Raw genomic sequence first — 23,975 nt, 5'->3', positions numbered from 1 at the left:
GTCCGTGGCTATTCTTTTGATTTAATTGCCAATAATCAGGAAAACTTGAGAGATGTGTCTTACGCTTTACACAGATCGTACGCGAAGGTTTGAGTTAGGGTTTTGTCAATTTTTTGTCGTCTTGTTTGCAGATGATGAGGAATAGGCGCAGACTTTCGCGCCTGCTATTCAACGCATAAATGAGGCACGAATGAAAACTGGTGATAAGCAATTTGCTGTAATTGGCTTGGGTCGTTTTGGCTTAGCCGTTTGTAAAGAACTGCAGGATTCCGGTTCACAAGTTTTGGCGGTAGACGTTAATGAAGACCGTGTGAAAGAAGCGGCAGGATTTGTTAGCCAAGCCATCGTGGCGAACTGTACTCAAGAAGATACGGTAGCTGAATTAAAACTCGACGATTATGACATGGTCATGATCGCCATTGGTGCCGATGTGAATGCCAGCATCCTAGCAACGCTGATCGCAAAAGAGGCGGGTGTGAAATCGGTTTGGGTAAAAGCGAACGATCGCTTCCAAGCCCGAGTGCTGCAAAAAATCGGCGCAGACCACATCATCATGCCTGAGCGCGATATGGGTATTCGTGTTGCACGTAAGATGCTCGATAAACGTGTTCTTGAGTTTCACCCACTAGGCAGCGGCTTGGCGATGACAGAGTTTGTTATCGGTTCTCGTTGGATGGGGAAAACCTTGGGCGATTTGGCTTTGTGTAAAGTCGAAGGCGTACAGGTACTTGGCTTTAAGCGCGGCCCAGAAATCACTAAAGCACCTGATCTCAATTCAACGCTAGAAATCGGCGACCTCATCATTGTCGTTGGTCCTCAAGACAAACTTGCGAGCAAGTTGAAATCACTATGAAGCAATTTCATCAGAGAGGCGTTTTTTACGTCCCAGATGGCAAACGAGATAAAGCGAAAGGTGGTGAGCCGCGCATTATATTGCTGAGCTTTCTCGGTGTGTTATTGCCTTCTGCTGTACTGCTTACTTTGCCTGTATTTTCTGTTACCGGCTTATCACTGACGGATGCGTTGTTTACTGCAACGTCTGCCATCAGTGTGACGGGGCTTGGCGTGGTAGACACGGGCCAACACTTCACATTGGCGGGTAAAATCCTGTTGATGTTTTTGATGCAAGTGGGTGGGTTAGGGCAAATGACCCTTTCTGCCGTTTTGCTATATATGTTTGGGGTGAGGTTAAGTCTGCGCCAACAAGCACTCGCGAAGGATGCATTAGGCCAAGATCGACAAGTGAACCTGCGTAAGTTGGTGAAGAAAATTGTCATCTTCGCCCTGATTGCAGAGGCCATTGGCTTTATCTTCCTATCATTCCGTTGGGTTCCTGAAATGGGTTGGCAAACAGGCATGTTCTATGCGCTGTTCCACTCTATCTCGGCCTTCAACAACGCGGGTTTTGCGCTCTTCTCCGATAGTATGATGAGCTTTGTGAATGACCCTGTGGTTATTTTTACGCTGGCAGGCTTGTTCATCTTCGGCGGTTTGGGTTTTACGGTCATCGGTGATTTGTGGCTGCATTGGCGCAGAGGTTTCCACTTCTTGCACCTGCATACCAAAATCATGCTGATTGCCACACCAGCATTACTCGCTGTGGGTACAATCATGTTCTGGTTATTGGAAAGACATAATCCGAATACGATGGAGTCTCTACCGGTCGCGGGGCAGTGGCTCGCCGCCTTCTTCCAATCAGCCAGTGCGCGTACTGCGGGTTTCAACAGTGTCGATTTGGCGCAGTTCACTCAACCAGCGTTACTGGTGATGATTGTATTGATGCTTATCGGTGCGGGTTCTACCTCAACCGGTGGTGGTATTAAGGTATCGACCTTTGCTGTGGCATTCATGGCAACATGGGCGTTCTTGCGTCAGAAGAAACATGTGGTGATCTTCAAACGCACTGTGAACTGGCAGACGGTGACTAAATCGTTGGCGATCATTGTGGTCAGTGGCGCTATCTTAACGACCGCGATGTTCTTACTGATGATCACTGAGAAAGCGGCCTTTGATAAGGTGATGTTTGAAACCATCTCTGCTTTTGCAACTGTAGGCTTGACTGCGGGTCTGACGGCAGAACTGTCTGAGCCGGGTAAATACATCATGATTGTGGTGATGATCATCGGACGTATCGGGCCTTTGACGTTGGCGTATATGCTAGCGCGTCCTGAACCAACGTTGATCAAGTACCCAGAAGACAATGTCTTAACTGGCTAATAATAGAACTATTATCAGCAAACGATTACGCGAGTATGACGGTTAAACCGCTGCTCGCGTTTTTTATAAATACATCAGCAAAATGAGAATAATTTCGATTTATTTGCGATCGCAGTATTTCAATCTTTAACGATTTCTGTACTATCTCATAGTTCTTTCATATACAACTTGTTGTTTTTATTTGCGTATGGAATGCGTAATCGCGCATCGAGCTCATGGAGCCGTAGTTTGAAGTTCAAGACTCTAGCACTCACCATGCTGGCCACTGTCATCTCTGGTCAAAGCATGGCAACCACACCCCCATCTCCTGTTTGGCAACCCGTTACCCTCAGCGATGGAACATCCAGTGATATTATTTTACGCGGAACCGCTGCGTTTCACTGGCATGAAGACAAGCAAGGCAATGCCCTGATCAAAAAAGATGGACATTGGTTCTTTGCAGAGATTAAACGTGAATCCGATTCTCCAATTTTGGTTTCAACGGGTGTAGAGAAAACACAATCAACGTCAGCACCAGAAGCTTCACAGCTTCGTCCGAGTGTGTTGGTTAAGCCTGCTTTGTCTTCGTTAAGAGCGATTGAGCCAAGAGCGCGCGCAAACCTGATGCGTCAACAAGCCCAAGGTTATCAAGCAATGAGCTCGTCAGGCGTGACAGAGCAACCTTTGCTGGTGGTGGAAGTCTCTTTCAATGACCAGAAAATGGTGCATGATTTTCAACAGCTAGTGTTTGGTGAAAACCGTCAAAGTGTCGTGGATTTCTACGATAAAAACTCAAAAGGTCAGTATCGAGTTGTACCAGCTAACGAAAACTATGGTACGACAAATGATGGTGTGATTAGCGTTACTGTGAATCAAAACCACCCGGACTGTAACAGTAATAGTCGTGGTGATGCGTGTGACGTAAAAACCAACGCAGTTTTTGCCGAGGCATATCAAAAGCTCGATCAATACATCAACTTGGCGCAATACGACACGAACAACAGCGGCAGTGTTGATCCAACAGAGCTGTCAGTGATGTTTATTTTTGCAGGTGGTGATTTAGCCGCTAACCAAGTCGATCGTCCTTCTATTTGGCCGCATAAGTTTTCCCATGATGACGTCACGATTGATGGCACTGTCATCAGAGACTACTGCGTATTTGCTGATTTTCAGCTAACGCACCAATCGACACTGGGTGTGATAGTGCACGAGCTTGGTCACCTAATGCTAGGACTTCCTGACTTGTATTCATACAGTGGCTCAGGCTCTATTGGCGAATGGGGTGTCATGGGCGGCGGTTCATGGGCAATGAAGCCTGGTGATAGCTATGCGGGTGATACGCCTGTAAACATGAGTGCTTGGAGCAAACATGCGGCTGGCTTTGTTGTCCCTCAGGTTGCTCATGGTAACGAACCTTTTTCATCGATTAAAAATGGCGAAGTGAAGCTGGTTTATCTCGACCCATATTTAAAAGAGCACGGCCCTAGAGTTTATCTTGAGAACCGAACTTATTCTGGTTACGACCGAGCGCTTGCTGGCGAAGGTATGTTGGTTACATCTGTCAACATCATGAACCGCTTCAATGACACAGGCGAGATGCAGGTTCAGATCATGCAGGCAGATGGCTATGGTGAGCTAGAAAGCCGTTGGGGAACCAGTGATAGTGGTGACTTGTATCCGAACGGAGGCATGTTCATTACAGACAGCACTAATCCGGGTTTTTATGACATTGCTGGTTTCAATACTGATGTAGCCATTTTGAACTTTGTCAGTAATGCCACCGATGCGGCTTTTTCATTAGAGATGCCAAGCGAGCCAAATAAATCGGCATGGAAGAACTCATTTTACCGTGGTTTTATCTACCCAGGCTCTGATGATGCATTAGCGATTACTGTCGACCTTGGCGTTGACTCAGAACTGGATGGTTTACAGCTGTTTGCTTCAACTAATATTTGGAGCAACACGATGAGCTACAAAGTATGGCGTTTCCCTGCGCCTGCATTTGAAAATTACAGCTTGTCGTTACAAGAAAGCGACGCTCAATTGCTGCAAGAGGGGACGTTCGATTCGTCTTCACGCATTATCTTTGATCAGCCAAGTCAGTTAAGTGCGGGTAAACACCTTCTTCTCGTTGAAATTGAGGGCGGTATCTTCGAGACCAACTTCAACTTTGACAGTGAGCTAGCGACGGAGATTTCACCTCTGCCAACCATGTGGGCGGGCAGCAGCAGTGATATTTACTCTTCAGGCTTATCACGACAAGAGTTCTCTTTTGTTCCTTTCGCGGCACTGTTTGATGTCGATGCCAGCAGCATTGTTGAAGCGAAATCGGATGCGATTGAAACCGACAAGAACGTGGCTGCCGAACTCAACCTGATGTCCAACGATTTTATCGCACCAGGCTATCAGTTTAGCGTTGAGTACACGCAACAACCGACACATGGCACCATCAATGATGATCAATATGTGCCCAAAACTAACTTCGTAGGCAGTGATAGCTTCCAGTATCGTTTGGTGTCTTCGGATAGCTCTCTCTCGTCTCAACCTGTTACGGTTCAAGTTACGGTTAATGGACAAAACGACGCACCAACTGCAAGTGTGGAAGCTGACACGAGCAGCATGAGTACCAATGGCCAAGGAAGCCTGTCTGCGGCATCAAGCACTGACCCTGATGGTGATGCGCTTGAATACGCTTGGCAGCAAACCGCAGGTACGGATGCGATGCTTTCTGACGCAAACACGGCAGAGGCGAGCTTTACGGTTGCACAGGGCACCAAAGTCGGTGAGGTTCTGACATTCCAAGTCACGGTCAAAGACCCAAGCGGCTTGTCTTCAACCGCCAATGTGGACGTCGAAGTGGTCAACACTGCTCCAATCACCACTCAAGATGTGACAAGTGTGGAGGAAGGTAAGAGCATCACCATTGATGTGTTATCGAATGATTATGACTTCAACAACGACTCTCTAACACTTCAGTCGGTGAACAATCCATCTGGTGTGGGTACTGCCAGTGTGGTTAACGGCAAGGTTCTTTACCAAGCCCCTGAAGAGGGTGTGACAAATGTACAACTGCAGTACACCGTGTCTGACGGTAATGGTGGCACTGCGACAGGGTCAGTGAATGTCTCGGTGGTTGCTTCAGTTAACAGTGTGAGCTTCGAAAGCTCTGATAGCGGCGGTAGTGTCTCTTACTGGGCGCTCATGTTATTGGCACTGTTAGGTTGGCGTCGTCGCGCTTAAGCTTTAATTTCTAATATTGTTAAGCCACTCATTTGAGTGGCTTTTTCTTTGGCTTATTCAAACCTCAATAATTCACCCATTAATCTTTTTGTTATGAGATGAGTTTCACTTTTATTTTTGTACGCTTTGTGCTTTTGAGGCGTAGTCTATGGCTAAATCATTTATAAAAAGTAAGGATATTTTTATGTCTGATAATTCGTTTTCTGTTGCTGCTATTTGCCAAGAGGCAGTGGGCATGGTCAGGGCAAACTTACTCGCGATTGTAATAGCGTGTATTCCTTTGATCGTGGTTCACACGATATTTATTACTCAATACCAAGGAGCCTTGGTTCAAGGAGCGCAAGAACCTGACTTTTCCAATGTTGGTGCCGGCTTCTTTGTGACGACTTTTCTGCTGTATCCACTGGTCGCGGCAATGGCGGTAGTACGCATCCATCGTATCTACCTTGCACATGAGTACATGCATTCTGCTTTAGATGTAATGCGATTGTCGATGCGTGAGCTGCGCTTTATTGGCTGGTGGATTTTGTTTGGTTTGTCGATGATGTTTACATTGGCGCTTCCTATATTCATCGTCACCTTTTTGTATGCGGCAGAAGGTGGAGAAGCGAGTGAGTTAACTTTCACTATCATTACCTTACTTGCCAGTATCCCGGGTCATTGGATCCTTTCGCGTTGGTCGTTAGTTTTGCCAGCGACGGCGCTAGATCGTGAACCTAGAAGCCTTGGCGACGCATGGAGACAGAGTAAGCCTTATAACAAACAGATATTTGTCTTGATGGGGCTCATTCCTCTGTTCGTTGGCGCTGTTAACCAGTTCATTTTTGCCGAGTTTAATCACATATTGGCATTTGTTGTGTCTGGTGTGATCTTCGGTATTTTTGGCGCTTACCAAATAGCACTTTTGTCTTTAAGCTACCGAACGATCCTGAACATTGAGCGTGCTAAATTTAAAGGTGTGCCTGACTCTCAAAGCGACGCTTGTGAGTTTCGTGGTTAATTGAACCTCATACTTGCCCCATGATTACTGATGGTTCGTGGGGCATGCTTCCAACTTCTTTTTCTCTCCTAATAACCCAAACCTCTTCGTAAACCGTAAATACCCATGAATAATTCGTGGCTGAAGGTGACCTTGCACACAGCTTATACTGTTGGTTAGGAAGTCGTTTATTAAGGAACCGCTATGTCCGTTTGGGAAGGTGTGAATTTTACCCATCGATTCAGTGAACTGCCGTCGGCATTTTTTACCTATGTTACGCCGCAGCTTTTAGATAACACTCGCTGGGTGGTGTGGAATGGTGAGTTCGCGCAGCAATTTGGTTTACCTACAATCGAAAACGAAGAGTTGTTGAATGTGTTTGCAGGACAAAAAGAATTTGCGCCATTTGCTCCTCTGGCAATGAAGTACGCGGGTCATCAATTTGGTGTGTACAACCCGGACTTGGGTGATGGTCGTGGCTTGCTGCTCGCTGAAATGCAACACCAAGATGGCACTTGGTTCGACATTCACCTCAAAGGGGCCGGCCTTACACCTTATTCTCGAATGGGTGATGGCCGAGCGGTATTACGTTCTACGATACGCGAATATCTGTGCAGTGAAGCCATGGCAGGGCTTGGCATTCCCACTACCAGAGCGTTGGGTATGATGGACAGTGATACACCCGTTTATCGCGAGAAGATGGAATATGGCGCACTACTGATTCGTGTTGCAGAAACCCACATCCGTTTTGGTCACTTCGAGCACTTCTTCTACACCAACCAACTTGCGGAGCAAAAGCTGCTCGCTGACAAAGTGATTGAGTGGCATTTCCCTGAGTGCTCCCAAGCGGAAAAGCCATACGCAGCCATGTTTGAGTCCGTTGTGGAGAAAACCGCAGAGATGATTGCGTACTGGCAAGCTTATGGTTTTGCCCATGGCGTAATGAATACCGACAACATGTCGATTCTGGGGCAAACCTTTGATTACGGGCCGTTTGGCTTCCTCGATGACTACGATCCTAATTACATCTGCAACCACTCGGATTACCAAGGTCGTTACGCCTTTGAACAGCAACCGCGTATTGCACTGTGGAATCTCTCTGCTTTGGCGCACTCCTTGTCGCCTCTTGTACAGAGAGAAGATCTTGAGGGCACCTTAGGGAAATTTGAAGTGCGTCTGAGTCAAAAATTCAGTGAGTTGATGCGTGCCAAACTCGGTCTTCACACTAAGGTGGACGAAGACGGCCGCTTGTTCGAAGCCATGTTTGAATTGTTGAACCAAAATAAAGCTGACTACACTCGCTTCTTCCGTGAGTTATCTAACCTCGACATGAAGTTGCCTCAAGCTGTGATTGATTTGTTTATTGATCGAGAAGCGGCAAGTGCATGGGTAGACTTATATCTCGCTCGTTGTGAATTAGAAGTGGACGAGCACGGTGAGCACGTATCAGCACAAACTCGCTGTGAAAAGATGCGTCGAACGAATCCGAAATACATCCTACGTAACTACCTAGCTCAACTTGCCATTGATAAGGCAGAGGAAGGGGACTTCAGTGAAGTAAAACGACTGGCTGAGCTATTAAAGCGCCCTTATGATGAACAGCCCGAGTTTGATGATTATGCCAAGTTGCCTCCCGAGTGGGGCAAGAAGATGGAAATCAGCTGCTCTTCTTAATGTGTCATTTTCCACCCATCTCGTTGGCTCGTGTGGGTGGATTTGACCCCTTATCTTCATCCATGATTTCTCATTGTTATTTAAGTGGCTGACTAATAAAGAATAATTAACTTGGTCTGCAACTTGCTCTTTGTTGAACATCCGTACCCATTACCCTCTACCGATTTAGGTACTCATGGAAAGGATGGGATGTGATTCAACAAGGAGAATAATAATGTTTAAGCCTCTAACCCTATTGTCTGTTTCTGCTCTGGCTATCACTAGCTTTAACGCTGCCGCAAACTGCGATCCTGGTGAAACCGTGATCAAGTTCAGTCACGTAACCAACACAGATAAGCACCCAAAAGGCATTGCTGCTTCGTTACTGGAAAAGCGCGTGAACGAAGAGATGAATGGCAAAGTCTGTATGCAGGTTTTCCCTAACTCGACACTGTACGATGATAACAAGGTGCTTGAAGCGCTACTTAATGGTGATGTTCAACTCGCTGCCCCTTCTCTTTCAAAGTTTGAGAAATTCACCAAGAAGTACCGCATCTTTGACCTTCCTTTCCTATTCGAGGATGTGGCGGCTGTTGACCGTTTCCAAAACTCGGAATCGGGTGAAAAGCTGAAAAACGCAATGAAACGACGTGGTCTACAAGGTTTGGCTTTCTGGCATAACGGTATGAAGCAAATGTCTGCCAACAAGCCACTGATGGTGCCAAGCGATGCAGAAGGCTTGAAGTTCCGTGTACAAGCTTCAGACGTACTGGTGGCTCAGTTCGAACAGCTTGGTGCAAACCCACAAAAGATGTCTTTCAAAGAAGTGTACGGTGGCCTTCAAACTAAGGTTATCGATGGTCAAGAAAATACATGGTCGAACATTTACGGTAAGAAATTCTTCGAGGTACAAGATGGCATTACCGAAACCAACCACGGCATTCTGGACTACCTAGTGGTGACATCGAACGACTTCTGGAAAAACCTGCCAGACGATCAGCGTGAACAGCTAAACACCATCATTCAAGAAGTGACGGCTCAACGTAACGCTGAGTCAACCAAAGTGAACCTAGCAAACAAGAACAACATCATCGAAGCGGGTGGTGTGGTACGCACCCTAACGCCAGAACAGCGCCAAGAGTGGGTAACTGCACTGCAACCTGTGTGGAAGAAGTTCGAGAAAGACATTGGTTCAGACCTTATCGATGCAGCACTCGCATCCAACCAATAATCCGCTCGCCCAAGCTCTTTGGGTGAACAAATAAAAATACAAAGCACTACGATTGGCCCTCGTGTACTCATTCATGGGGAAGAGGGCCCTTTTCTCCCAATAATGACGTGATGTAATTATGGAACAGACTTTTTTTGCCAAGGCAGGGCGAATCACTGACGCCATTGAAGAGACGCTAATCGCGTTCTTTCTTGGCGCGATGACATTGCTGACATTTGCCAATGTGATTTTTCGCTATGTCTTCAACGACAATATTCTTTGGGCGCTGGAACTGACGGTGTTCATGTTCGCATGGATGGTGTTGGTAGGCGCATCTTATGGTGTGAAGAAGCATTTTCACATCGGTGTCGATGTCATTATCAATATGGTGTCTGAGCCGAAACGAAAAATCCTCGCACTGCTCGCAGCCGCTGGTTGCCTAGCGTTTTCTATTCTGCTTTTGGTTGGCTCCTGGAATTACTGGTATCCGTTTGTCACTGAGCGAGCGTGGTATGAAACCGACGATATTCCGATGCCAGAGATGTTTCAGTTTCTCGCCGACTGGCTCAATGAAGGTGAGCGCTACGAGAAGCTGCCTCGCTTTATTCCCTATTTTGCTTTGCCCCTTGGTATGGCGCTACTCACTTTCCGTTTTGTACAAATCACTTGGCAGATCGCAACAGGCAAACTGGATCGCTTGATTGCAGGCCATGAAGCAGAGGAAGAGTTAGAAGCGTTAAAAGAAGAACTCAGTGAAGCCGCAGATGCGATTCCGAATGGTTCTTCATCATCAGATCGCAAGGAGCAATAAATCATGGATATTCTGTTTTTATTCTTGATGGTGATTGGCTTCATGCTGATCGGTGTGCCAATTGCTGTCTCGCTGGGTCTTTCCAGTATTCTTTTCTTACTAATGCACTCGGATGCGTCTTTGGCTTCCGTTGCCCAAACACTGTTTAACGCGTTTGCTGGCCACTACACTTTGTTAGCGATTCCTTTCTTTATTTTGGCCTCAAGCTTTATGTCTACCGGCGGCGTTGCTAAGCGCATTATCCGCTTTGCAATTGCTATTGTCGGCTGGTTTCGCGGCGGCTTAGCCATGGCATCGGTCGTGGCATGTATGATGTTTGCTGCGCTATCGGGCTCGTCTCCTGCAACGGTAGTGGCGATTGGTAGCATCGTTATCGCTGGTATGATCAAGAATGGTTACTCGAAAGAGTTTGCGGCGGGTGTTATCTGTAATGCGGGTACGCTAGGCATTTTGATCCCACCTTCGATCGTGATGGTGGTGTATGCTGCCGCAACGGATGTGTCGGTTGGGCGTATGTTCCTCGGTGGTGTTATTCCAGGCTTGCTCGCGGGTGTGATGTTGATGATCGCTATTTATATTGCCGCGAGAATCAAGAACCTGCCAAAACAGCCTTTCGTCGGTTGGAAAGAAACCTTCGATGCCGCCAAAGACGCAAGCTGGGGTTTATTGCTGGTGGTTATCATCCTTGGTGGTATCTACGGCGGTATCTTTACGCCAACAGAAGCTGCTGCGGTCGCTGCAGTGTATTCATTCTTCATTGCTAACTTTGTCTACAAAGACATGGGGCCATTTGCCGACAAGCAGAATACCAAGCCTGCATTGGTTAAGATCTTCCAAACTTTTGTTCATAAAGATACCAAGCATACGCTTTATGAAGCCGGCAAACTGACCATCATGCTGTTGTTCATCATTGCTAATGCCTTGATTCTTAAACACGTGCTTACCGAAGAACGCATCCCGCAAATGATCACCGAATCTATGCTGTCAGCGGGTCTTGGGCCGATAACCTTCCTAATTGTGGTCAACGTGTTGCTGCTGATTGGCGGTCAGTTCATGGAACCGTCTGGCTTGCTCATCATCGTCGCACCGTTGGTGTTCCCAATCGCGATTGCACTGGGTATTGACCCGATCCACCTTGGCATCATGATGGTGGTGAACATGGAGATAGGCATGATAACGCCACCGGTAGGGCTCAACTTGTTTGTGACGGCTGGGGTAGCGAAGATGTCGATGATGAATGTGGTGAAAGCGGCACTGCCATGGGTGGCGGTGATGTTCCTCTTCCTCATTATCGTAACGTACGTGCCTTGGGTATCCACTTGGCTACCAACGACGTTGATGGGACCAGAAATCATCACCAAGTAGCGACATAGAAAGTAAACCTAATTCGCTGTTGATGAAAACCAAAAGAGGTGTGACTACTCACACCTCTTCGTCTATTGATTTGTAGGTAGGTCTGCGCGGGTCAGGCTTTACCCGACGCTCGTAACCATGCCACTTCTTTTTGTTCTTACGCCGGTCTTCTCCCGAACGCCTCTCTTCTTGATAATGCCCATCGATCATCACGGTATCGGTGATAACGGGGATTCTAATTTTCTCTGTCATATCCGTATGAACCATCAATCCGTTGTTACAAAAAGTATGATTCAAGTTGGATATAACGACAAACCGTAAACGGCGTTTTATTTATATAGATCCTTATCTATCTGATAGCGTTGCATTTTGTCGTACAGGGTTTTTCGAGGCACATTCAATTGTTCCATGGTTTGTTTGATACTGCCGCTGTTCTCTAGTAATGCGCTTTCTATCGCGGCTTTTTCAAATTCTGCCACTTGTTCAGCAAGGCTAGATGAAGATGAAGATGAAGATGGAGAGGTCGAGGCGGTATCTCCCAATTGGATTAATTTACCCAGTAGGACAAACCGTTCAGCCGCATTTCGTAGTTCGCGCACATTACCCGGCCAATCATGCGCCATTAATTGAGCCAAATCTTGTGAGGAGAGGCTAGGAGAGGTTTTGCCGTAACGAGACGCGGCAACCAATAAAAAGTGATGGAACAGCGCAGGAATGTCCTCTTTACGCTGGCGCATTGGTGGTAGATCGAGCGTGACCACATTAAGGCGATAATAGAGATCCTGACGAAATGCACCTTCCTCTGCGGCTTGTTTTAAGTCGACCTTGGTTGCGGCAATCACGCGAATATCCAACGGCAGCAATTCGTTAGAGCCAACACGCTCAATCACTCTTTCTTGAAGCACTCGTAGCAAACGGATTTGTGCCTGAATCGGCATCGATTCGATTTCATCCAAAAACAGTGTGCCGCCCTGAGCAAATTCAAACTTACCAATTCGACGGCTTTCTGCTCCGGTAAACGCACCTTTCTCGTGCCCGTACAACTCGCTCTCAATCAGGTTTTCCGGTACGGCGCCGCAGTTTACGGCGACAAAGTTATGGTTGCGACGAGCGCTTTGTTCGTGCAATGAACGGGCTATGAGCTCTTTACCTGTGCCCGTTTCTCCAAACAGCAAGATATCCGCATCGGTATCGGCAATGTGAGTGATAGTTTCACGCAGCATTTGTATACTTGCGGTTTCGCCAATGATTCGCGGACCAAGGGTTTTACTGGCTTTGAGTGACTGGCGCAGTTTTTCGTTTTCATTGGTTAGCTTGCGCTTCTCGATTGCCCGCTTAACGGTTTCTACCAAATGTTCTGGCGCAAAAGGTTTCTCAATAAAGTCGTAAGCGCCTTGATGGAGGGCTTGCACTGCCATAGAAATATCACCATGTCCGGTGATCATGATGACGGGTAGGTTGGAGTCGCGCTGAGTGATTGTGGTCAGCAAATCCATACCAGAAATGCCCGGCAAACAGATATCGGTGACCACGACGCCAACTTCTTCGCCTTGCTGCATGGCAATTAAAGCCGATTCTGCATCCGGGAAAAACTTGGCATCGATGTCCGCCAGTTCAAAGGTTTGCTCGATGGCGAGTCTGAGATCGGCTTCGTCGTCAATAAAAAACACCTGACACATGCTCTCATCCTTCTGGTTGTGCGGCGATTGGTGAAACAATAGGTAAGCAGAGTGAGAATCGAGCACCGCCTTGTTCTCGATTCTGAGCGCTTAGTTTGCCGTTCATTCCGGCTAAGATTTGTTGTGAGATAGAAAGCCCCAACCCCAAGCCATTTTGTTTGTTGGTGAGGAAAGGTTCACACAGTTCTGAAAGGGTAAAATCGCCAAGTCCTGTGCCGTTGTCATCCACATGAATCCAGACGAGTTTGGCCTCTCTGTCTTGCTCTACAGAGAGCACAACTTGTTTGTCGTCATGCTCCTTAAGCGCCTCTATCGCATTGGTGAGCAAGTTTACTAACACTTGTTCTAACTGGATGGTATTGATCTGCACCTCTACATCCTGCTCTAGCAAATTCGTATCCAAGGTTACGCGAGCTGATTTTAGTGCTGGCTTCATCAACTCTTTTACTGAAGCGATAACCGGCAATAGATGAGTGCGTACCAATTCATTGCCACTGGTTTTCTTCGCGAATGAGCGCAACTGCTGACTGATGTTCGCCATCCGTTCGGTAAGGGCAGAAATGCGAGTGAGGTTGTCCTCGACACGTTCGAACTTTTCCTTCTTTAGGAACAATTTTCCGTTCTCAGCAAAACTGCGAATGGCTGCTAATGGGTTGTTGAGCTCATGGCTGATGCTGGCTGACATTTGCCCCAACACCGCCAGTTTCGCTGCTTGCATCAATTCATCTTGGGTTAGACGAAGGGTTTGTTCGGTTTCAATGCGTTGAGCAATCTCTGCTTGCAACTCGGCCGTTCGTGCCATCACTTGATATTCCAGCTTTTGATTGGCTTCTTGTTGAATCCGTTCCAGTTGAAGGTGACGCTGTTGGCGGTGATAGACAAGTTGACCAACCAAAAACAACACAGTGAAGACCAGCGTCAAGACGAGCAAATAGCCCATCGTTATCCATACCACGGACTGCTTTGGAGACAATACTCGAATCGTGAGTTTGAGATCTTTCAAAGGAAGAGAAGAGATCACTAAGGTGCCTTTATTGTATGGGTAGCCTTGCTTCGCCTCTGTGTGGGTTAACCCCATGTCGCCAACAAAACCTAGAGATTCAATCGTGGTATCTAAATACTGGCGACTGGCCCAAACTTCAGCAGCTTTTGGTTCGTCGAGTGGTTGTAAGCTTTTGAATAGCCAATCACTACGACTGCTCATAAAAATAATGCCGTTTGGGTCACTCGCAACAAAGATGCTTTTCGGCTGCTGCCAATTGTCTTCTATCTTGCTTAAATCCATTTTGACTACAACGACGCCTAAAACGCCTCCTGCATACACAAGAGGATAGGAATAGTAATAGCCTCGCTTTCCTGAGGTAGAACCCAGAGCATAGTATTCCGCTCGCTGACCAATGATCGCCTGTTTGAAGTAAGGACGGAAAGCGAAGTTGCGGCCAATAAACGAACGCTCCTTACGCCAGTTACTGGCTGCGATCGTTGTGCCCCATTTGTCGATCAAATAAGTGTCCGCCGCAGCAATAACATCATTGACGGACTCTAAGTACCGATTAGTGATTTCTAGCTGTGCGCTGTTGTTCGGATTGAGCAGTGCTTCAACCAAAGGTTCGTCTTTTGAAAGTAGGTGAGGGATGTGGGCGTACTTGTCTAACTTATTTTGAATGTGGCTAGAAAAACGTTCCAATTGGGATTGGTGTTTATCGAGCAAGGACTGGTAGCTGGCATTCCAAACCCAATGTCCGCCGGCGAACGCGCAAAGGAAATAGAAGGCGAAAAAAATCAGTAGAATACGGTTTCTTTGCGACATCTTTACGCTCCTTGCTACCTTCCCTTTTACCACATAAGAAAATGTTAATGGTTTGTAGGAATGAATAGGGATTTAGTTTCCAACTCTGTGGAGTAAAACAAGAGCAAGATCTCTTTTTAGGCTTTTCAATAAAAAAAGCTGTCGATTCTCTTGAAAAAGTCGCTATTGTCCCCATTCTAGATATGCTGGCAGCGTTGAAGCGGTATTCAAATCGCATTTTTCGCTATTTTTTGAGTCGGTATTCGAGAATTTAGCGCAGACAATGTCCACATAGTGGCTATTGGCTCGACAGGGTTGCGACAGATCGCTAGAATGTCGCGTCTAAAAATTCTGTCCTGAGGCTAATAGGAGATACCTTTGGTGATGACGCCGAAGATATCACTGATTAGTCCGGTGTTGAGATTCAGCATCGATACTCGATTTTAAATTAGGTGTTCGGACAGGACACTACACAAGGATGAAGCGTGAACTCAAAGAGTCTCGCTCATACGCTCGGGAAGACCGGGCCACTTTAGAGGTTTATATATAATGCAAGTTACTGTTGAAACGCTAGAAGGCCTAGAGCGCCGTCTAAACATTACTGTTCCAGCTGCAAACATCGAAGACGCTGTAACAGCTGAACTACGCAACATCGCTAAAAACCGTCGTTTCGATGGTTTCCGTAAGGGTAAAGTGCCTCTAAAAATGGTTGCTAAGATGTACGGCAAAGCAGTACGTCAAGACGTTCTTGGTGAAGTTATGCAACGTCACTTCATCGAAGCGATCGTAAAAGAGAAAATCAACCCAGCTGGCGCTCCAACTTTCGCTCCAGTTGAAAACAACGAAGGCGCAGATCTAGTATTCACTGCAACTTTCGAAGTTTACCCAGAAGTTGAACTAAAAGGCCTAGAAAGCATCACTGTTGAAAAACCAACAACAGAAGTTAACGATGCAGACGTAGAAGAGATGATCGAAACTCTACGTAAGCAACAAGCTACTTGGGCAGAAGTTGAAGAAGCTGCAGAAGCTGGTAAGCGCGTAAGCATCGACTTCGTTGGTTCTATCGACGGTGAAGAGTTTGAAGGCGGTAAAGCTGAGAACTTCCCACTAGAAATGGGCGCTGGTCGCATGATCCCAGGTTTCGAAGACGGTATCGAAGGTAAAACTAAAGGTATGGAATTCGAAATCGACGTAAACTTCCCAGAAGATTACCACGCTGAGAACCTAAAAGGTAAAGCAGCTAAGTTCGCAATCAAAGTGAACAAAGTTGAAGCTCGTGAACTACCAGAACTAAACGACGAGTTCGTTTCTAAGTTCGGTGTTGCTGAAGGCGGCGTTGAAGCACTTAAAGCTGAAGTTCGTAAGAACATGGAGCGCGAACTTAAGCAAGCTGTTAAGAACCGCATCAAAGAGCAAGCTATCGACGGTCTAGTTGAGCAAAACGAAATCGACGTACCAGCTGCACTTATCGACCAAGAAATCCAAGTTCTTCGTCAACAAGCTTCTCAACGCTTCGGTGGCAACCCAGAAGCAGCTGCACAGCTTCCACGTGAACTGTTCGAAGAGCAAGCTAAACGTCGCGTTGTAGTTGGTCTTCTTCTAGGTGAAGTAATCAAGTCTGAAGAGCTAAAAGCTGACGACGAGAAAGTAAAAGCGCTAATCGAAGAGATGGCAACAGCTTACGAAGATCCATCAGAAGTTATTGCTTACTACGAGCAAAACGAGCAAATGATGAACAACATGCGTAACGTTGCTCTAGAAGAGCAAGCAATCGACGCGATCATCGCTAAAGCACAGGTTACTGAGAAAGAAGTAAGCTTCAACGAGCTACTTAACCAACAACCTGCTGCTTAATAAGCAATATCTTGCGTAGAAGGTTGACTTAACGTCGACTATTCTGCTAACAATGGTCCGTATGATACACATCATCCGGGCCATTTATTTTAGGGACATAAGAATATGAGCTACCAAGAAAAAAATGCAATGTCGCCAATTATTGACGCGCTAGTGCCAATGGTGGTTGAACAAACTTCCCGCGGCGAACGCTCTTACGACATTTACTCACGCTTGCTTAAAGAGCGCGTGATCTTTTTAACCGGTCAAGTGGAAGACCACATGGCAAACCTTGTCGTGGCTCAGCTACTTTTCCTAGAATCTGAAAATCCAGATAAAGATATTTTCCTATACATCAACTCACCAGGCGGCAGCGTAACTGCAGGTATGTCTATTTACGACACAATGCAGTTCATCAAGCCAAATGTGAGCACAGTATGTATGGGTCAAGCTTGCTCAATGGGTGCGTTCCTGCTTGCAGGTGGTGCGCCGGGTAAGCGTTACGTTCTGCCTAACTCACGTGTGATGATCCACCAACCACTTGGTGGCTTCCAAGGTCAAGCTTCTGATATCCAAATCCATGCTCAGGAAATCCTGACCATCAAGCAGAAGCTAAACAACCTATTGGCAGAGCATACAGGCCAGCCTCTTGAAGTGATTGAACGCGATACTGATCGTGATAACTTCATGTCGGCAGATCAGGCTGTAGAATACGGTATTGTGGATGCAGTGTTGAGCCACCGCGGCGAGTAATTTAGCCAGCGCATTTTGGCTAAATTTGATATACACTCATTCATAAAGAGTAAAGGCTAAGAGGTTAGCGAATGACAGATAAAAGCAAAGAAAGCGGCAGCGGCAAATTGCTGTACTGCTCTTTCTGTGGCAAAAGTCAGCACGAAGTTCGCAAGCTAATCGCAGGTCCGTCAGTTTACATTTGCGACGAGTGTGTCGACTTATGTAACGATATCATTCGCGAAGAAATCAAGGATGTTCTCCCTAAGAAAGAATCTGAAGCGTTACCAACGCCAAAACAGATCCGTGAACACCTTGATGACTATGTGATCGGACAAGATTACGCGAAAAAAGTGCTCGCAGTTGCGGTATATAACCACTACAAGCGTTTACGCAATGGTGATACAACGAGCGAAGGTGTGGAGCTTGGTAAGAGTAACATCCTTCTAATTGGTCCAACGGGTAGTGGTAAAACTCTGCTTGCTGAGACGCTAGCTCGATTCTTGGATGTGCCATTTACAATGGCCGACGCTACCACACTAACCGAAGCTGGTTACGTAGGTGAAGACGTTGAAAACATCATCCAGAAGCTTCTGCAAAAATGTGATTACGATGTAGCGAAGGCTGAACGCGGCATTGTATACATTGACGAAATTGACAAGATTTCTCGTAAAGCTGAAAACCCATCTATTACGCGCGACGTATCTGGTGAAGGTGTTCAGCAGGCGCTACTAAAACTTATCGAAGGTACGGTTGCATCGGTTCCACCACAAGGTGGTCGTAAGCATCCACAGCAAGAATTCCTACAAGTGGACACGTCTAAGATCCTGTTCATCTGTGGTGGTGCATTTGCTGGCCTAGATAAAGTGATTGAACAGCGTGTAGCGACAGGCACAGGTATTGGTTTTGGCGCAGAAGTGCGCTCTAAGAACGAAACCAAAACAGTCGGTGAACTATTTACTCAGGTAGAGCCTGAAGATCTAGTGAAATACGGCCTGATTCCTGAGTTTATCGGTCGTCTACCAGTAACAACAACACTGACAGAGCTTGATGAAGAAGCGCTAATTCAGATCCTATGTGAACCGAAGAACGCACTGACCAAGCAATACGCAGCATTGTTCGAACTAGAAGACGCTGAACTTGAGTTCCGTGAAGACGCACTACGTGCTATCGCTAAGAAAGCAATGGAGCGTAAAACGGGTGCTCGTGGTCTACGCTCAATCTTAGAAAGCGTTCTGCTAGAAACCATGTATGAACTGCCATCAGCGACGGACGTAAGTAAAGTCGTGATTGATGAATCAGTGATTAACGGTGAATCAGAACCATTGCTCATTTACAGCAACGCCGACAATCAGGCCGCTGGAGCAGAATAAATTCAGCCATGAATAGAAAGGAGGTAAGTAATTACCTCCTTTTTTTATTTCTCTTATTGAATCCAAATAATTAGACCCCATATACTGCCTTAAGTAATACGTTAAACGTGAAAGCGGAAGAGAGAATTATATGAACTTGGAACGTTCCGAGCGTATCGAGATCCCGGTATTACCTCTACGTGACGTAGTGGTCTACCCACACATGGTTATTCCATTGTTTGTTGGTCGTGAAAAATCGATTAGCTGTCTAGAAACAGCGATGGAAACAAACAAACAAGTTCTGCTTGTGGCACAAAAGCAAGCGGACACTGATGAGCCGACGGTTGACGACCTATTTGAAGTAGGTACGGTTGCAACCATCCTCCAACTTCTTAAGCTACCTGACGGCACGGTTAAAGTGCTGGTGGAAGGTCAGCAACGCGCGAAGATCAACCACTTTAAAGAAAGCGAATTCTTCCTTGCTGAGGCAGAGTTTGTGGTAACGCCTGAACTTGAAGAGCGTGAGCAAGAAGTGATTGTTCGCAGCGCTATCAACCAATTTGAAGGCTTCATCAAGCTAAACAAAAAGATCCCGCCAGAAGTGCTCACTTCGCTAAGCGGTATTGACGAAGCGGCGCGCCTAGCAGATACCATTGCAGCGCACATGCCTCTTAAGCTTGTAGACAAACAACAAGTACTTGAAATCATCGATGTAACTGAGCGTCTAGAGTTCCTTATGGGCCAGATGGAATCAGAAATCGATCTTCTTCAAGTTGAGAAACGCATCCGCGGTCGTGTTAAGAAGCAGATGGAAAAATCTCAGCGCGAGTACTACCTGAATGAGCAAATGAAAGCGATTCAGAAAGAACTTGGCGAGATGGAAGATGCTCCTGACGAGTTCGAGACACTGAAGCAAAAGATTGAAGAATCGAAAATGCCTCAGGACGCGCGTGAAAAGACAGAACAAGAGCTGCAAAAGCTTAAGATGATGTCTCCAATGTCTGCAGAAGCGACAGTGGTACGCAGCTACATCGATTGGATGGTGAGCGTGCCTTGGAACAAGCGTTCTAAAGTGAAGAAGAACCTTGCGAAAGCAGAAGAGATTCTGAACGAAGACCACTATGGCCTAGAGCGCGTTAAAGAACGTATTCTTGAGTACTTGGCGGTACAAAACCGTATCAACAAACTGAAAGGTCCAATCCTTTGTCTTGTTGGTCCTCCTGGTGTTGGTAAAACATCGCTAGGTCGTTCTATTGCAGCGGCAACGGGTCGTAAGTACACACGTATGGCACTAGGTGGTGTACGTGATGAAGCTGAAATCCGCGGTCACCGTCGTACATACATTGGTTCGCTACCAGGCAAACTTATTCAGAAGATGTCGAAAGTAGGCGTGAAAAACCCACTGTTCCTTCTGGATGAAATCGACAAGATGTCTTCAGACATGCGTGGCGATCCATCTTCAGCACTGCTTGAAGTTCTAGACCCAGAACAAAACAACGCGTTTAACGACCATTACCTAGAGGTAGATTACGATCTATCTGACGTTATGTTCGTTGCGACGTCTAACTCGATGGATATTCCTGGTCCTCTACTAGACCGTATGGAAGTGATTCGTCTGTCTGGTTACACAGAAGACGAGAAACTAAACATCGCAAAACGTCACCTTGTTGATAAACAAGTTAAGCGTAATGGTCTGAAACCAAACGAAATTACCATCGAAGATTCTGCAATCATCGGTATCATTCGTTACTACACGCGTGAAGCGGGTGTACGTAGCCTAGAGCGCGAGATTTCTAAGATCTGTCGTAAAGCAGTGAAAAACATCCTGCTGGATACGAGCTTGAAGTCAGTGACAGTTACGATGGAAAACCTAAAAGAATACTTAGGTGTTCAACGTCATGATTTCGGTAAAGCGGATGACAGCAACCGTATCGGTCAAGTAACTGGTCTAGCTTGGACACAAGTGGGCGGTGACCTTCTTACGATCGAAACGGAAGCGATGCCGGGTAAAGGTAAGCTAACGCAAACCGGTTCTCTTGGCGATGTTATGAAAGAGTCGATCCAAGCAGCAATGACGGTTGTTCGTTCACGTGCCGAGAAACTGGGTATCAACTCAGACTTCTACGAGAAACGTGATATCCACGTACACGTACCGGAAGGTGCGACACCAAAAGACGGCCCAAGTGCGGGTATCGCAATGTGTACAGCACTAGTTTCTAGCTTGACGGGTAACCCTGTAAAAGCAGAAGTGGGTATGACAGGTGAGATTACGCTACGTGGTGAAGTTCTACCTATCGGTGGTCTAAAAGAGAAGTTACTTGCGGCACACCGTGGTGGCATCAAAACTGTACTGATTCCGAAGGACAATGAGCGCGATTTGGAAGAGATTCCAGAAAATGTTATCGCGGATCTGCAGGTTATCCCAGTACAGTGGATCGACGAAGTTCTTAAAGTTGCACTAGAGCGAGACCCGACAGGCGTTGAGTTTGAGTCTCAAAAATAGTGATGTGCAGCAAAAATAAGTAAAACTTTACGCTGATAGGCCTAAAAAGGCTTGTCAGCGTTTTTTTTGGACGCTAAGTTAAGTTCGATAGCTTCCAGCCCTTGAAGAATAAGGGGTGGAGCATATTTTCTTAATTATGGAACGAACGTCATCACAAAAATAATCACAGATGACACAAAGGGGAAATCACAGTGAATAAAACTCAACTAGTAGAACAAATCGCAGAAAACGCAGACATCTCTAAAGCATCAGCTGGTCGCGCTCTAGACGCATTCATCGAAGCAGTAAGTGGTACGCTTCAGTCTGGTGATCAAGTTGCTCTTGTTGGCTTCGGTACGTTCAGCGTACGTACTCGTGCAGCACGCACAGGTCGTAACCCAAAAACTGGTGAAGAAATCCAAATCGCAGAAGCTAAAGTACCTTCTTTCAAAGCTGGTAAAGCTCTAAAAGACGCTTGTAACTAATTCTTTGTGTCACTGACACAAAGCTAGTTCTGCTGACGGCCATTGCATAACTTTTGCTCAAATACTCAAATTTGAACAAAAATTTACAAACTAAGAGCCGAACTTTTTTAAATTATGCGCATCCTACTGATGCGCATTTCTTTTTCTGATATTATCGCGACATTACATTTTCTATTAGAAGCAGTCGGCTTCAATTGTGGAGAGCAGTTAAATTATGATGGATCGACTACGCGAAGGCGTGAACAGCATCGCGGTCAAAATTATCCTTGGACTTATCATCCTATCTTTCGTATTTGCAGGTGTAGGTAGCTACATCGTTGGTGGCAACAACAACTCAGCAGCGAAAGTAGGTAACACCGAGATTGCTCGTGGTGAGTTCGAGATGGCATACCAAAATGAGCGCAACCGCATGCAAGCTCAATTGGGTGATTACTTCTCTCAAATGCTGGCTGACCCTGCATACGTTGAATCTTTCCGCAAATCTGTTCTAGATCGCATGATCAACGACGTGCTGCTTGACCAACAAGCAGAAGCGCTTGGTCTACGCATTAGCGATGCACAAGTACGTAGCATGATTCTAGACATGCCTCAGTTCCAATCTAACGGTCAATTTGATCAAGACATTTACCAAGCGTCTCTGCGTCGTGCTGGTTTCTCTCCAGACTCATTTGCAGAGTACATGCGCCGTGAATTGGTTCGTGAGCAACTATTGAACGCACTTCAAACGAGTGAATTCACACTACCTGGCGAAGTTCAGGCAGAAGGTAAACTGTTCACTCAAACTCGTGACGTTCGCACAATCACTATCGATTTGAATGAGTTTGCTAAGAAAGTAGATTTGACTGATCAAGAAATTCAAGATTACTACAAAGCAAACCCAGACATGTTCACTCGTCCTGAGCAAGTTAAAGTTGCTTACATTGAGCTTTCAGCTGAAGAGCTTAAGAAGCAAGTTCAAGTTTCTGACGAAGACGTTAAGAAATACTACGACGAGCACCTAGACAAGTACTCTACAGAAGAGCAACGTCGCGTAGCGCACATCTTAGTTGAGGGTGATGACGAAGCGAAAGCACAAGCGATTCTTGACGAGCTAAACGCAGGCGCTGACTTCGCAACAGTAGCGAAAGAAAAATCAGACGACTTTGGTAGCGCAGAAAACGGCGGCGACCTAGGTTGGATTGAGCGCGATGTAATGGACCCAGCATTTGAAGAAGCGGCATTTGCTCTTAAGAATCCAGGCGATATGACTGGTCTAGTGAAGTCTGACTTCGGTTACCACATCATCAAGCTTGAAGAGCTAAAAGGTGCGGTTGCTAAGCCTTACTCAGAAGTTGCGGCTGAAATCAAACAAGAGATGATTGACCAGAAAGCGGTTGATCAATTCTACGAACTACAAAACGAACTTGAAAAAGTGGCGTTTGAGTTCCCTGATTCTCTAGATGACGCATCTAAAGCTGTTGGCCAAAAAGTGAAGACAACAGACTTCATCTCTCAAGCTGACGCTCCAGAAGTGCTGAAGAACCAAGCGGTAATGCAAGCAATTCTAAGCCCTGAAGTGAAAGAAGATGGCCTAAACTCTGAAGCAATCGAAGTTGCACCAGAGCACATCATCGTTGTTCGCGTTGAAGATGCTCGTGATGAGACTGTACTTCCTCTAAACGAAGTGAAAGACCAAGTGGTTGCTGAGCTATCTCGCGTTAAAGGTGAGCAAGGCGCAATCGAACTAGGTACTAAAGTCGTTGCGGCTCTGAAAGAAGGTAACAAAGACATTCTTGCTGAAAACAACCTAGCGTTTGGTGAGCAAGAGTCTGTAGACCGTCGTTCTCCGCTAGCATCAACAGTATTTGCGATGGCGAAACCAGTCGATGGTAAGCCTGTTTACGGTCAATCTAAAGACCTAGAAGGTAACATCGTGGTTGTTGAGCTAGACGCGGTTCACGCAGAGCTAGACAGCGCTCTAGAAGAGCAAGTGGCGACACAAATGCAACGTGCGTCTTCTCAGCTAGACCTTTCTTCAGTAATCGCGGTACTGCGCGCAAACACTGACATTGAATACTTTGTTGTGAGCAACTAAGCATTACTGATGTAATTTGCATGTTAACTAAAACGGGTCGCATTAGCGGCCCGTTTTATTTTTGTCTGAACCAACTTCTATGACAGCAACACTTTTCCTAGAGTGAT

The 23,975-nt window shown here is 46.3% G+C and carries 17 protein-coding genes and 1 pseudogene; 15 read left to right on the top strand and 3 right to left on the bottom strand.

Annotated elements, in window-relative coordinates; all coding sequences use genetic code 11:
• The first annotated feature begins 190 nt into the window (after positions 1-190).
• From A9237_RS03830 to A9237_RS03795, 8 genes are all read left to right on the top strand, one after another.
• Entirely contained in the window at positions 191-853 is a 663-nt protein-coding gene (locus A9237_RS03830; RefSeq protein WP_005437626.1) for a potassium channel family protein, read from the top strand.
• A complete protein-coding gene (locus tag A9237_RS03825) occupies positions 850-2,217 on the top strand; it encodes a TrkH family potassium uptake protein (RefSeq protein ID WP_005437625.1) in 1,368 nt (455 codons plus the stop codon). Before A9237_RS03830 ends, A9237_RS03825 begins: the two co-directional genes overlap by 4 nt.
• Before the next feature lie 228 nt (positions 2,218-2,445).
• Positions 2,446-5,436 carry a M6 family metalloprotease domain-containing protein gene (locus A9237_RS03820; RefSeq protein WP_078607710.1) on the top strand — a complete coding sequence of 997 codons (2,991 nt, stop codon included), beginning with the start codon at positions 2,446-2,448 and terminating at the stop codon, positions 5,434-5,436.
• Positions 5,437-5,620: 184 nt separating this feature from the next.
• On the top strand, positions 5,621-6,436 hold the full coding sequence (locus A9237_RS03815; RefSeq protein WP_078607709.1) for a sugar transporter: 816 nt from the start codon (positions 5,621-5,623) through the stop codon (positions 6,434-6,436).
• Positions 6,437-6,619: 183 nt separating this feature from the next.
• Complete coding sequence (locus A9237_RS03810; RefSeq protein WP_078607708.1) at positions 6,620-8,089, top strand: protein adenylyltransferase SelO; 1,470 nt, start codon at positions 6,620-6,622, stop codon at positions 8,087-8,089.
• A gap of 214 nt (positions 8,090-8,303) precedes the next feature.
• A complete protein-coding gene (locus A9237_RS03805; protein ID WP_020196010.1) occupies positions 8,304-9,299 on the top strand; it encodes a TRAP transporter substrate-binding protein in 996 nt (331 codons plus the stop codon).
• Between the two features lie 118 nt (positions 9,300-9,417).
• Positions 9,418-10,089 (top strand): TRAP transporter small permease, encoded by a 672-nt coding sequence (locus A9237_RS03800; protein WP_039841497.1) that lies wholly within the window; start codon positions 9,418-9,420, stop codon positions 10,087-10,089.
• A 3-nt stretch (positions 10,090-10,092) separates the two neighbouring features.
• Positions 10,093-11,454 (top strand): TRAP transporter large permease, encoded by a 1,362-nt coding sequence (locus A9237_RS03795; protein ID WP_005437607.1) that lies wholly within the window; start codon positions 10,093-10,095, stop codon positions 11,452-11,454.
• Positions 11,455-11,511: 57 nt separating this feature from the next.
• Here the strand turns inward: A9237_RS03795 and A9237_RS27475 are convergent, their stop codons facing one another.
• From A9237_RS27475 to A9237_RS03780, 3 genes are all read right to left on the bottom strand, one after another.
• Positions 11,512-11,694 (bottom strand): hypothetical protein, encoded by a 183-nt coding sequence (locus A9237_RS27475; protein WP_020196008.1) that lies wholly within the window; start codon positions 11,692-11,694, stop codon positions 11,512-11,514.
• A gap of 77 nt (positions 11,695-11,771) precedes the next feature.
• On the bottom strand, positions 11,772-13,121 hold the full coding sequence (locus tag A9237_RS03785; protein ID WP_078607707.1) for a sigma-54-dependent transcriptional regulator: 1,350 nt from the start codon (positions 13,119-13,121) through the stop codon (positions 11,772-11,774).
• 4 nt (positions 13,122-13,125) lie between these two features.
• Entirely contained in the window at positions 13,126-14,931 is a 1,806-nt protein-coding gene (locus tag A9237_RS03780; RefSeq protein ID WP_078607706.1) for a sensor histidine kinase, read from the bottom strand.
• Positions 14,932-14,972: 41 nt separating this feature from the next.
• Here A9237_RS03780 and A9237_RS27625 point away from each other — a divergent pair.
• From A9237_RS27625 to ppiD, 7 genes and pseudogenes are all read left to right on the top strand, one after another.
• Positions 14,973-15,185 (top strand): annotated as a pseudogene (locus A9237_RS27625) (hypothetical protein).
• A 274-nt stretch (positions 15,186-15,459) separates the two neighbouring features.
• On the top strand, positions 15,460-16,764 hold the full coding sequence (gene tig / locus A9237_RS03770) for a trigger factor (RefSeq protein WP_005437602.1): 1,305 nt from the start codon (positions 15,460-15,462) through the stop codon (positions 16,762-16,764).
• A 105-nt stretch (positions 16,765-16,869) separates the two neighbouring features.
• Positions 16,870-17,496 carry an ATP-dependent Clp endopeptidase proteolytic subunit ClpP gene (gene clpP / locus A9237_RS03765; protein ID WP_005430931.1) on the top strand — a complete coding sequence of 209 codons (627 nt, stop codon included), beginning with the start codon at positions 16,870-16,872 and terminating at the stop codon, positions 17,494-17,496.
• A 71-nt stretch (positions 17,497-17,567) separates the two neighbouring features.
• The gene (clpX, locus tag A9237_RS03760) at positions 17,568-18,848 is read left to right on the top strand and encodes an ATP-dependent protease ATP-binding subunit ClpX (protein WP_005430932.1); all 1,281 of its coding nucleotides are present in this window, start codon (positions 17,568-17,570) and stop codon (positions 18,846-18,848) included.
• A 130-nt stretch (positions 18,849-18,978) separates the two neighbouring features.
• Positions 18,979-21,330, top strand: a complete 2,352-nt coding sequence (gene lon, locus A9237_RS03755) for an endopeptidase La (protein ID WP_005437599.1) — start codon at positions 18,979-18,981, stop codon at positions 21,328-21,330.
• A 191-nt stretch (positions 21,331-21,521) separates the two neighbouring features.
• Positions 21,522-21,794: an HU family DNA-binding protein gene (locus A9237_RS03750; protein WP_005430934.1), complete on the top strand. Its 273-nt coding sequence runs from the start codon at positions 21,522-21,524 to the stop codon at positions 21,792-21,794.
• A gap of 214 nt (positions 21,795-22,008) precedes the next feature.
• On the top strand, positions 22,009-23,868 hold the full coding sequence (gene ppiD, locus A9237_RS03745; RefSeq protein ID WP_078607705.1) for a peptidylprolyl isomerase: 1,860 nt from the start codon (positions 22,009-22,011) through the stop codon (positions 23,866-23,868).
• Positions 23,869-23,975 lie beyond the last annotated feature (107 nt).

Origin of the sequence: Vibrio owensii (assembly GCF_002021755.1) — a bacterium.
Taxonomy (GTDB): domain Bacteria; phylum Pseudomonadota; class Gammaproteobacteria; order Enterobacterales; family Vibrionaceae; genus Vibrio; species Vibrio owensii.
This window is presented reverse-complemented; position numbering and strand designations above follow the sequence as displayed.

Coding starts and splice junctions, on each gene's coding strand:
- A9237_RS03830 (WP_005437626.1), top strand. CDS start 191: ATGAAAACTGGTGATAAGCAATTTGCTGTAATTGGCTTGGGTCGTTTT.
- A9237_RS03825 (WP_005437625.1), top strand. CDS start 850: ATGAAGCAATTTCATCAGAGAGGCGTTTTTTACGTCCCAGATGGCAAA.
- A9237_RS03815 (WP_078607709.1), top strand. CDS start 5,621: ATGTCTGATAATTCGTTTTCTGTTGCTGCTATTTGCCAAGAGGCAGTG.
- A9237_RS03810 (WP_078607708.1), top strand. CDS start 6,620: ATGTCCGTTTGGGAAGGTGTGAATTTTACCCATCGATTCAGTGAACTG.
- A9237_RS03805 (WP_020196010.1), top strand. CDS start 8,304: ATGTTTAAGCCTCTAACCCTATTGTCTGTTTCTGCTCTGGCTATCACT.
- A9237_RS03800 (WP_039841497.1), top strand. CDS start 9,418: ATGGAACAGACTTTTTTTGCCAAGGCAGGGCGAATCACTGACGCCATT.
- A9237_RS03795 (WP_005437607.1), top strand. CDS start 10,093: ATGGATATTCTGTTTTTATTCTTGATGGTGATTGGCTTCATGCTGATC.
- A9237_RS27475 (WP_020196008.1), bottom strand. CDS start 11,694: ATGACAGAGAAAATTAGAATCCCCGTTATCACCGATACCGTGATGATC.
- A9237_RS03785 (WP_078607707.1), bottom strand. CDS start 13,121: ATGTGTCAGGTGTTTTTTATTGACGACGAAGCCGATCTCAGACTCGCC.
- A9237_RS03780 (WP_078607706.1), bottom strand. CDS start 14,931: ATGTCGCAAAGAAACCGTATTCTACTGATTTTTTTCGCCTTCTATTTC.
- tig (WP_005437602.1), top strand. CDS start 15,460: ATGCAAGTTACTGTTGAAACGCTAGAAGGCCTAGAGCGCCGTCTAAAC.
- clpP (WP_005430931.1), top strand. CDS start 16,870: ATGAGCTACCAAGAAAAAAATGCAATGTCGCCAATTATTGACGCGCTA.
- clpX (WP_005430932.1), top strand. CDS start 17,568: ATGACAGATAAAAGCAAAGAAAGCGGCAGCGGCAAATTGCTGTACTGC.
- lon (WP_005437599.1), top strand. CDS start 18,979: ATGAACTTGGAACGTTCCGAGCGTATCGAGATCCCGGTATTACCTCTA.
- ppiD (WP_078607705.1), top strand. CDS start 22,009: ATGATGGATCGACTACGCGAAGGCGTGAACAGCATCGCGGTCAAAATT.